Here is a 9,856-nt window from a genome sequence, read left to right as displayed (position 1 = left end):
TCGACCAACGGGCCACCGGAATCGCCGGGTTGGATGTTCGCCGCGATCTGGATCAGTCCGGTCAGCTGTTCCGCTGATCCCGTGGACTCGTCGCTCGCCGTGATCGACTGGTCGAGGTCGGTGACGCGGCCCGGTGCGGCGGTCGGGTTGCCGCCTCCGCCGCCCGCGTTGCCGACACCCACGATGGCGTCGCCGACCTTGACGGCGTCGGAATCGCCAAGGGGTGCGGTGGTGAGTCCGGAGGCGCCGGTCAGCTTCACCACTGCGACATCGGATTTGCGGTCGTATCCCACCACGGTCGCCGGGTAGGTGCGGCCGTTGCCGAGATCGGTTGCGGTGATCGAGGTGGCGCCGGAGATGACGTGGTTGTTCGTCAGCACCTCGCCGGTGGAGGACAGCACGATCCCGGTTCCGGCGCCCGCACCGTTCTGGTAACCCAGTTCGGTGTTGATGTAGACCATTCCGGGGACGACGGCCTGTGCGGCGCGCTGCAGGGCCGCAGAGCTGGTGCCGGCACCGGTGTTGTCCACGCGCTGCACCGGCGCGACGGACTGCGATTGTGCACGCGTCGCCGACTGCTCGTGCAGGGCGGTGGCGCCGAACGCGGTCACCACGGCGACCGCGACGGTGAATGCGGCCAGAGCCAGCATCCCGAAGGGGTTGTACCGGCGAGACGGCGCGGGCGGCTGCGGGGGCGGTCCGTACGCGTAGGGCGGCGCCGCGCGCCAGTCGCCGGGCGGCATGCCGGGGTCGTACGGACGGTGGTCGTCGGCGCGATGGATGCCGTGGTGCGGTTCGTGATTCACAGTGTTCCTCCTGAACACCCAGACAACCCCGCGATCCTGAGAGGTTCCCAACAGCAAGCCCCTACTTCGCTGAAGATTCTCACCGCGGCCTCGCACAGCAGACGACGCGCCTGCTCCGAAGAGCAGACGCGCCGTGTCGTGCGTGGAGAGCGAACCGGCCTAGCGGTAGGCGTGCTCTGGACGATGAGGTCGGTCCGAGTCCGGACCGCCTGTGTCCGAATTCTTCTCGGAGTGCTCGGCGTCGCGGGCAGCGACACCGCCCATCGACACGCTTGCGAGCTCCTCGCCGACACTCTCGTGCGGCTCGATCGCGGCCTTGTCGCCGGCGCGCCCGGTGAACAGCGACGCGATGGCGCCCAGGATGCAGCACACGATCGCGAAAGTGAACGCCGCCGAGAGGCCGTTGGAGAAGGGCTCCGAGATCAGGTGCGGGAAGAACTTCAACCCCGTCAACGTGTCCTGATTGGTCTGCGACAGCGTGTCGAGGTGCGGACCCACCAGCTCCTTGATCGGGTTGTAGCCGAGGAACGCGGCGAACAGGATGCCGACGGTCGGCAGGTTCGCGACCTGGTTGGCGTCAGCGGGCGAGACGCCGTGTGAGAGCAGGCCGTTGCTCATGGCCGACGGTAGATCGCTGGACAGACCGGCGATCATCAGGCTGAAGAACAGTCCGATCGAGAGCACCATGGCCGCGTTCTGGAACGTGGTCATCATCCCGGCGCCCGACCCACGTGCGTTGGCGGGCAGGCTGTTCATCACCTCGGCGCGGTTCGGTGAGGCGAACAGGCCCATGCCGATGCCGTTGATCAGCAGGATCACCGCGAACGCCCAGTAGTTGAAGTCCACCGGGATCGCGATCAGGGCGGCGAAGGTCGCCGCGGTGATGAACAGACCCGAGGTGGTGAACCACTTGGTGCCGACCTTGTCGGACAGGTAGCCCGACACCGGCGCGGAGAGGAGGAATCCGATCGTCATGGGAACCATGTAGATACCGGCCCACAACGGGGTACGGGTGTAGTCGTATCCGTGCTGCGGCAACCAGATCCCCTGCAACCAGATGATCAGGATGAACTGCAGTCCGCCGCGGCCGATGGAGGCCATCAGGTTCGCGATGTTGCCGTAGAGGAACGAGTGGTTCTTGAACAGCGACAGGTTGAACAGCGGGTTCGACACCCTCGTCTCGATCACGGCGAAGACGGCGAGCACGGCGACGCCGCCGATCAGGCAGGACAGCACCATCGGGCTCATCCATCCCATGTTCGATGCGCCGTAGGGCTGGATGCCGTAGGTGATGCCCACCAGGATCGCGATCAGACCGACCGCGAAGGTGATGTTGCCCCACCAGTCCATCGTCGCCTTCTGACGAACTCCGGTGTCGTGCAATTTCATGTAGGCCCAGACGGTTCCGACCACGCCGAACGGGACCGACACCAGGAAGATGAGGTTCCAGTCGATCGGCGCCAGGACACCACCGACGAGCAGTCCGAGGAACGATCCGGCGATGGCGGCGACACCGTTGATGCCCAACGCGAGTCCGCGCTGATGCTGCGGGAACGCGTCGGTGAGGATGGCCGACGAGTTCGCCATCAGGAACGCGCCGCCGACACCTTGGATCACCCGCCAGAAGATCAGCCAGATGGCCGCCTTGCTGCCGTCGAACCAGGTGGCCGCCAGGAAGATCGACGACACCGTGAAGACCAGGAAGCCGATATTGTACATCTTCGCGCGGCCGAACATGTCGCCGAGTCGCCCGAAGCTGACGACGAGAACCGCGGTGACGACGAGGAATCCCATCATCATCCACAGCAGGTAGCTGGTGTTCTGTGACTCGAGCGGGTTGAGCTTGATGCCCTTGAAGATGTCGGGAAGGGCGATGAGGACGATCGATGAGTTGATCGTCGCGATCAGCATCCCGAGCGTGGTGTTGGACAGAGCGATCCACTTGTAGTTGGGACCGAGCTCCTCCAGCGACCGCGTGCGGTTGCGCTTTTCGGCCGGTTCGGCCGGCTTCTCGAGAAGGTGATTGGCCATGACTTCTTCCTCAGCGGGTGGGATGAATCGTGTGGTCACGGGGCGCGACGTCGTTGTGCGCGCAGTCCGTGGAAGTGAGCGGACGGGGCCGGTCAGAGCGGCGGATCGCCGCTGGCGCAGACCTGTTCGGCCAGGACCTCGGCCAGCAACTCGATGGACCGTTCGGCGGCGGCGCGGTCCTCGGGAGCGAGGCGGGCGAGCGCGGACTCCATGAGCTGGGCGCGCCGTGACGTGGCACCGCGGATGAGTTCGACCGCCGCGGGTGTCGGTGCGATCAGGCTGGCGCGCCCGTCGAGCGGGTCGGCGGTGCGCTCGATCATGCCGTCGCGCTCGAGAGCCGCCACGAGCCGCGACATCGTCGGCGCGCTGACGTTCTCCCTGGCCGCGAGCTCGGACAGCCGCATCGGCGAGCTGTTCACCAGCACCCACAGCGCGGAGGTGGCGCCGAGCGTGAGCGCTCCCGGACCGACCCCGTTGCGGAGCATGCGGTTGATACGTGCGAGCGCGGTGTAGACCGATACCGCACGCGACTCGGTGCTGGTCATGTCTCGGCCCACCTCCTTCTCGATCAGGTCGTCTCGGCTGTGCTTGGATGACGTTAGTTGCATAACGCTAAGTAATCGAACCGTAAAGTCGGCTGACCTCGTAAAATGAGATCTGCGCCACACCCGGCTCGAACCGACGAAGGGTACGAAACCTTGACCGAACGTCTCGAAGTCCAGCGTCAGATCGCGGCGGTCCCCGCTGACGTGTTCGCCGTGCTGGCCGATCCGCAGGGCCACGTCGCCATCGACGCGTCGGGGATGCTGATGAGCGCCGACGGCAACCGGGTCACCGCGGTGGGCGATCGGTTCGTCGTCCACATGGACCGCGAGTCACTCAAGGACATCCCCGAGATGGGGAAGTACGACGTCACGGTGATCATCGAGTCGTTCCAGGCCGAGCGGGAGATCTCCTGGAGCATCAGCGGCACGGTGCAGCCGCCGATCGGCCACGTCTACGGCTACCGTCTCGAGCCCCACGACGACGGGACCCTGGTGACGTCGTTCTACGACTGGTCGAACGCCCGTCAGGAGATCAAGGACCGTGGCATCTTCCCGGTGATCTCCGAGTCCGCGCTCTCGGGGACGCTCGGCATCCTCGATCGCACAGTTCGCCGGGGATATCCACAACCGACCCCGCGATAGTCTCCTCACCAGCGGACCGTCGGCGATTCTGCCGTCTCGTTATGCGGCTGTTACTCTGCGTGGGTCCCCCAGCTCAAGTGAGAACCGAAGGACCCTTCAATGTCGATTCACAGGCTTCGTACTCGCCTGCTGGCCGGTGTGTTCGCGGTGGTCGCGACCACCGGACTCGCCACCGTCGTCACCGCCGGACCCGCCGAGGCCCGCGTCGCGACGACTCAGGTCTACTCCCCCGCGATGAAGCGGAACATCCCGGTCGAGATCCTCGGCGCCCAGCGCAAGGGTGCGCCGACGCTGTACCTCCTCGACGGACTGCGCGCGCCGAACAACGACAACGGTTGGTTGATCAACACCGACGTGCGTCGTTTCTTCGCCGACAAGAACGTCAACGTCGTCATGCCCTTCGGTGGCGCCGGCAGCTTCTACACCGACTGGGACCGTCGCGACCCGGTGCTCGGCCTGAACAAGTGGGAAACGTTCCTCACGCGTGAGCTCCCCAACTTCATGGCGAACCGCTACAACAGCTCGCGTACGAACAACGCGATCGCCGGACTGTCGATGAGCGGTACCTCCGCGCTCAACCTCGCGACCCGCCACCCGGGCATGTTCCGTGGCGTCGCGTCCTACAGTGGCTACCCGCTGACCACCGAGCCGGGCTTCGCCCAGGGCATCCAGGTCGCGATCAGCCAGGTCGGCGGCAACGCGGACAACATGTGGGGCGTCTGGCCGGGCGGCCGGTGGCTGGAGAACGATCCCGCGCTGCGGGCCGGCGCTCTGCGTGGCAAGCGTGTCTACATCTCGGCGGGCACCGGCGGATCGAACATCGACCCGGTGACCAACCCGACCAAGTTCGCACAGGTCGTCCCGCTCGAGGTCGCGTCCGGCATCGCCAGTCGCCAGTACCTCGGAACTCTGCAGATGAACGGCGTCAACGTGGTCTCGCGGATCACCGGCGTCGGCACGCACGACTGGAACTTCTGGCAGGCGCGTCTGCACGAGTCGTGGTTCTCGACTCTCGGGCCGTCGCTCGGAGCCTGACCCAGCCGGATTCACCGACACCGCGGATCGTTCGCCTCATGGCGGTCGGTCCGCGGTGTCGTTTCTGACGAAGGCAACGACAGCCCGATGAACGCCAGCGGCGCCGACGACACCTTGGCCCGACGTCTCGGCACGGTCGATGCCGTGGTGATCGGTCTGGGGTCGATGATCGGCGCGGGGATCTTCGCGTCGTTCGCGCCGGCGGCCGTGGCCGCCGGGTCGGGGCTGCTGATCGGGTTGGCGATCGCCGCGGTCGTCGCCTTCTGCAACGCGACGTCGTCGGCGCAGCTGGCGGCTCAGTACCCGCAGTCCGGAGGGACCTACGTCTACGGCCGGGAACGGCTGGGCGAGTGGTTCGGATTCGTCGCCGGCTGGTCGTTCGTCGTCGGCAAGACGGCCAGTTGCGCGGCCATGGCGCTCACGTTCGGGACCTACGCCCTTCCGTCGGATTGGTCCCGACCGGGCGCGGTGGCAGCGGTGGTCGTGCTCACCGCGGTCAATTATGTCGGCGTCACGCGCACCGCCGGAGCCACCAGGATGATCGTCACGGTCGTACTGATCGTCCTCGCCGGGGTCGTCGTGGCCGGGATGATCGGCGGCCACCCACAGGCGTCGAACCTCGTCGACGGCCTCACCGGGCACGGCTGGTACGGGATCGCCCAGTCCGCCGGCCTGCTGTTCTTCGCGTTCGCCGGCTACGCGCGCATCGCGACGCTCGGCGAGGAGGTGCGGGACCCGGCGCGGACGATCCCGCGCGCGATTGTCATCGCCCTGGGGATGGCGCTGATCGTCTACGTCCTGATCGCGGCCGTCTCGCTGTCGGTGCTCGGACCCGACCGACTCGCGCGCTCGGCCGCGCCGCTGGTCGACGTCGCGACCGCAGGTGGCTCCGAGTGGATGGCACACGTCGTCCGACTGGGTGCTGCGACCGCCGCGCTCGGAGCGTTGCTCGCACTCATCGCAGGTGTCGGGCGAACCGGTCTGGCGATGGCCCGGACCGGCGACCTGCCCCGACCGTTGGCCGCGGTGCACCCCCGTCATCGGGTTCCACACCGCGCCGAGATCGTGGTGGGCGTCGTCGTCTGTGTCCTGATCCTCACGCTCGATCTCCGCGACGCCATCGGCTTCTCGTCATTCGGGGTCCTGCTCTACTACCTGGTCGCCAACCTCGCGGCCGCCACCCAGGAGCGCGCATACCGGCGTTACCCGCGTGGTCTCGCCGTGCTGGGTGCTCTGGGGTGCGTTGCCCTCGTCATCACGCTGCCGTGGTCGTCGATCGCCGCGGGAGTGCTCGTGGTGCTCATCGGCGTCGGATACCGGCTCGTGAACCCGCGATCTGGTCAGATGCTGTGAGATGGTGCCCTGATGGCGCGTGAGCCTCGGGTCGTCACCTCGACCACCGTCCGACTCGGAATGCTCATGGCAGCAGTCGGCGGATTCCTCGACGTGTACACGTTCGTCAATCGGGGCGGGGTGTTCGCCAACGCCCAGACCGGCAACCTGATCTTCCTCGGCATCAAGGCCTCGCAGGGGCGTTGGTGGGATGCCGCGGCGCACCTCCCGCCGGTGATCGCATTCGTTGCCGGCGTGATGACGGCCCAGTACCTCACCACCACCGCCGCGCGGACCTGGCTGAGGTACCCGGTGCGCAGCGTGCTCGTCGTCGAGTTCGTCCTGCTCCTCGCGGTGGGCTTCGTTCCGAGTTCGGAGCGACTGAGCTACGGCGACGAGCTGTCCACGGTGGTGATCGCCTACGCGGCCGCGATCCAGATCGCGGTGTTCAAGACGCTGGTCGACGTCGCCTACTCGACCACCATGACGACCGGCAACCTCAAGAGCATGTCGATCGCCCTGTACGACTGGGTCGTCGAGCACGATTCCGTGGCTCGACCACATGCGGTGAACCTGGCCGCGATCATCGGATCGTTTCTCAGCGGCGCGGTGATCTGCGCGGTGTCGTCGCCTGCCTTGGGCGTCCACACGGTGTGGTTGGCGTTGCCGGCGCTGGGCCTCGCGCTGGCGTTGTTCTCCTACGACGAGTGGTCGGTGCGGCGACGCTGAATCTCAGTGCGTCGCTTCGGCCGCCGACACGATGTTGTGCGCCATGCGCGAGAAGATGACCTTGTGGAACGGCAGTTGGCCATACCAATAGGCGAGACCGGCCAGACCGCGAGCGTAGAACGTCGTCTTCTGCTCCAGGCGAGCGCCGGAACCCTCGGGGACGACGCGTAATTCGAGCCAGGCGACGCCGGGCATCTTGGTCTCCGCGCGTAGGCGGAGCTTCGAGCCGTCCTCGACGTCGGTGACGCGCCACCAGTCCAGGGCCTCGCCCTCGGTGGCGGTGGTGCCGGAGGTGGTGCGGCGCAACCCGGGTCCACCGACCACGCCGTCGACGGCGGCGCGCGCCGACCACACGAGAGGTGTCGAGTACCAGCCGTTGTCGCCGCCTATGGTCGAGACGACCTTCCAGAGCGCGTCCGGGGACGCGGTGGTGCTCACCGACCTGGTGTCTGTGAAGACGTCCTCACCCGCCCAGGACGGATCCGTCGGAAGTGGCTCTGCCGCAGGCACGGAGGCGTCGGCGTTGGACCACGAGTTGTCGGTGTCGGCGCGACGTTTTCGGTCCAGCGCGGCGTCGAGAGCCTGTCGGTAGGTGAGCAGCCCGCCCTCGGGACGCGGGATCAGATCGTCGATGTCGTGCTCGTGCATCACCGCGTCGTGCTCCAGGGACTCGATGAGAGGACGTGCCAGACCGCTGGGCACCGGCGTCACCAGACGCACCCAGCGACTCGCGATCGACGGGGTGAGATAGGGCAACACCACCATCCGCCGACGACGTAGACCCGCCGCCTCGGCGTAGATCTGCATCATGTCGCCGTACTCGAACACCTCGCTGCCGCCGATGTCGTAGGTGCGGCTCTCGGTGATGGGCACGGTCGCCGCCTCGGCCAGGTAGTACAGCGCGTCGCGGACGGCGATCGGCTGGATCTTGTTGTGTACCCACCGCGGTGTGGTCATGATCGGCAGGCGGTCGGTGAGGTGGCGGATCAGCTCGAACGACGCCGACCCCGTTCCGATCACGACGCCTGCCTGCAGCACGATCGTGTCGACGCCGGAGGCGATGAAGATCTCGCCCACCTCGACGCGCGACGTCAGATGGTCCGACAGTTCCTTCTCCAACGGGTGCAGCCCGCTGAGGTAGACGATGCGGGAGACACCGGCGGCCTTGGCGGCCTCGGCGAGGTTGGTCGCGGTGCGACGCTCCTCGGCCATGAAGTCGTCGGATCCGCCCATCGAGTGCACGAGGTGATAGACGACGTCGGCGCCCTCGAAGGCGCGGTCCAGTGACGCGCGGTCGGAGAGGTCGCCCTTGACCACGGTGTCCTCGGTGGCCCACGGGGCGTCGGCGAGCTTCGACGGCGTGCGGACCAGAGCGCGCACGGTGTGGCCCCGATCGATGAGTCGCGGTGCGAGGCGGCCGCCGATGTATCCGGTGGCGCCGGTGACCACGCAGGTCGTGTTCGTCATCAATCACTCCGTTGCTGCTCTCGGCGCCGGGAGCTGCCGGTGCCGGTGTGTGATCAACCCTACGGAAGGGTGCCCACGGCGACGGTGCCGCCGTTCTCGTCGTCGGTGATCGTGCGGGCGTCGAACCCGGTCTGCACCATCGATGCGCACAATGCCTCGGCCTGGCGGGTGGATGTCTCGATCACCAGGTGCCCACGCGAGCGGAGCCAGTCCGGGGCCCCGGCCACGATCCGCCGGGCGATGTCGAGACCGTCCGGACCCCCGTCGAGCGTGAAGGCCGGTTCGTACTCGCGCGCCTCCCGCGGCATGGTCGCGATCGCGGCGGTGGGTACATAGGGCGCATTCGCCGCGATCACGTCGACCTGCCCGCGGAGGGCGTCGGGGAGCGCGTCGAACAGGTCGCCGGTGAACACCTCGGCATCAGGCAGGTTGCGTCGGGCGCAGTCGGTGGCCACCGGGTCGATGTCGCATGCGACGATCCGCGCGTTCGGAGCCCGAGCGGACGCCGTCGCTGCGACCGCGGCTGCACCGCAACACATCTCGACGAACGTTGCGCCGCCGGTGATGAGTTCGGACGCCTGTGTTGCGAGCAGACGCGTTCGGGAGCGGGGGACGAAGACACCGTCGATGACGTGTATTCGCAGGCCCCCGAACGCAACCCAGCCGACGATGTACTCCAACGGCCGGCCCGCGACGCGGTCGGACACCATCGCCGCGAGCTCGGCAGGACCGGCCGCCGCGTCGATCAGGAGTGCGGCCTCGTCCTCGGCGAACACACATCCCGCCGATCGCAGCGTGGCGACGATGTCGTCAGGCGTCACTGGCCGTCGGTGGTTCCCTTGCTTCCGCCGACGGCGTGGTCGCGCTTCTCGGTGCTCTTCTCGGAGGCCTCGTAGGCGGCTTCCTCGTCCGAGATCTCCTCGGTCTCGCCCACGGGCTTCTCGTTCTGGTGCGGAAAGGTCATCGTGACCCTCACTCTCGTCGGTGATGGTGTTCGCTGCTTCACCGTTGCACGGCAGACTCCCACCGTACGTCGCATGTCGGGATCGGTAGCAGTTCGTGTCGCCAGGCGAGCGGAACTGCTACGGATCATCGGTGGTCGCGACATCCGGTGACGCAGCGAGCGTGGGGGCGAAGCGTCGGAACCAGATCTCGCGGACGGCGATGGCGGCGAGGACGAAGAGGAACGCGACCTCGGGGTCCAGTCGGACGCTCGACCGCGCACCGGGCGTCGCGTACCAGAGGATCGCCAGGACCAGGAGCGGGACC

General features: G+C 67.3%; 11 protein-coding genes. 4 read left to right on the top strand and 7 right to left on the bottom strand.

Translation table 11 applies throughout. From position 1 onward, the window contains the following. The 3 genes from JHC79_RS21435 to JHC79_RS21425 all read right to left on the bottom strand — a co-directional run. Positions 1–806: trypsin-like peptidase domain-containing protein (locus JHC79_RS21435; protein ID WP_296394674.1), on the bottom strand; the 806-nt coding region annotated here is incomplete at its 3' end. Positions 807–965: 159 nt separating this feature from the next. Continuing rightward, a complete protein-coding gene (locus JHC79_RS21430; protein ID WP_296394673.1) occupies positions 966–2,837 on the bottom strand; it encodes an MFS transporter in 1,872 nt (623 codons plus the stop codon). Positions 2,838–2,929: 92 nt separating this feature from the next. After that, positions 2,930–3,382, bottom strand: a complete 453-nt coding sequence (locus JHC79_RS21425) for a MarR family transcriptional regulator (RefSeq protein ID WP_296394671.1) — start codon at positions 3,380–3,382, stop codon at positions 2,930–2,932. A 153-nt stretch (positions 3,383–3,535) separates the two neighbouring features. Here JHC79_RS21425 and JHC79_RS21420 point away from each other — a divergent pair, with 153 nt between their 5' ends. The 4 genes from JHC79_RS21420 to JHC79_RS21405 all read left to right on the top strand — a co-directional run bounded on the left by JHC79_RS21420 (position 3,536) and on the right by JHC79_RS21405 (position 7,120). After that, positions 3,536–4,024, top strand: coding sequence for a polyketide cyclase (locus tag JHC79_RS21420; protein ID WP_296394669.1), 489 nt, complete (start codon positions 3,536–3,538; stop codon positions 4,022–4,024). A gap of 99 nt (positions 4,025–4,123) precedes the next feature. Then, entirely contained in the window at positions 4,124–5,059 is a 936-nt protein-coding gene (locus JHC79_RS21415) for an alpha/beta hydrolase family protein (RefSeq protein WP_296394667.1), read from the top strand. 87 nt (positions 5,060–5,146) lie between these two features. Then, the gene (locus JHC79_RS21410; protein WP_296394665.1) at positions 5,147–6,412 is read left to right on the top strand and encodes an APC family permease; all 1,266 of its coding nucleotides are present in this window, start codon (positions 5,147–5,149) and stop codon (positions 6,410–6,412) included. A 12-nt stretch (positions 6,413–6,424) separates the two neighbouring features. Further along, complete coding sequence (locus tag JHC79_RS21405; protein ID WP_296394663.1) at positions 6,425–7,120, top strand: YoaK family protein; 696 nt, start codon at positions 6,425–6,427, stop codon at positions 7,118–7,120. A gap of 3 nt (positions 7,121–7,123) precedes the next feature. On the opposite strand, the gene JHC79_RS21400 is transcribed toward JHC79_RS21405, so the two are convergent. The 4 genes from JHC79_RS21400 to JHC79_RS21385 form a co-directional block, all read right to left on the bottom strand. Next, the gene (locus JHC79_RS21400) at positions 7,124–8,587 is read right to left on the bottom strand and encodes an SDR family oxidoreductase (RefSeq protein ID WP_296394661.1); all 1,464 of its coding nucleotides are present in this window, start codon (positions 8,585–8,587) and stop codon (positions 7,124–7,126) included. 59 nt (positions 8,588–8,646) lie between these two features. Then, positions 8,647–9,408: a putative protein N(5)-glutamine methyltransferase gene (locus JHC79_RS21395; protein ID WP_296394659.1), complete on the bottom strand. Its 762-nt coding sequence runs from the start codon at positions 9,406–9,408 to the stop codon at positions 8,647–8,649. After that, on the bottom strand, positions 9,405–9,551 hold the full coding sequence (locus JHC79_RS21390) for a hypothetical protein (protein WP_296394657.1): 147 nt from the start codon (positions 9,549–9,551) through the stop codon (positions 9,405–9,407). The genes JHC79_RS21395 and JHC79_RS21390 overlap by 4 nt, the downstream gene beginning before the upstream one ends. 118 nt (positions 9,552–9,669) lie before the next feature. Then, a partial coding sequence (locus JHC79_RS21385) for a hypothetical protein (protein ID WP_296394655.1) occupies positions 9,670–9,856 on the bottom strand: 187 nt, incomplete at its 5' end.

This window comes from Williamsia sp., assembly GCF_016462415.1.
GTDB lineage: Bacteria > Actinomycetota > Actinomycetes > Mycobacteriales > Mycobacteriaceae > Williamsia_A.
The sequence above is the reverse complement of the archived record's forward strand: the minus strand, read 5'-3'. Positions and strand labels throughout refer to the sequence as shown.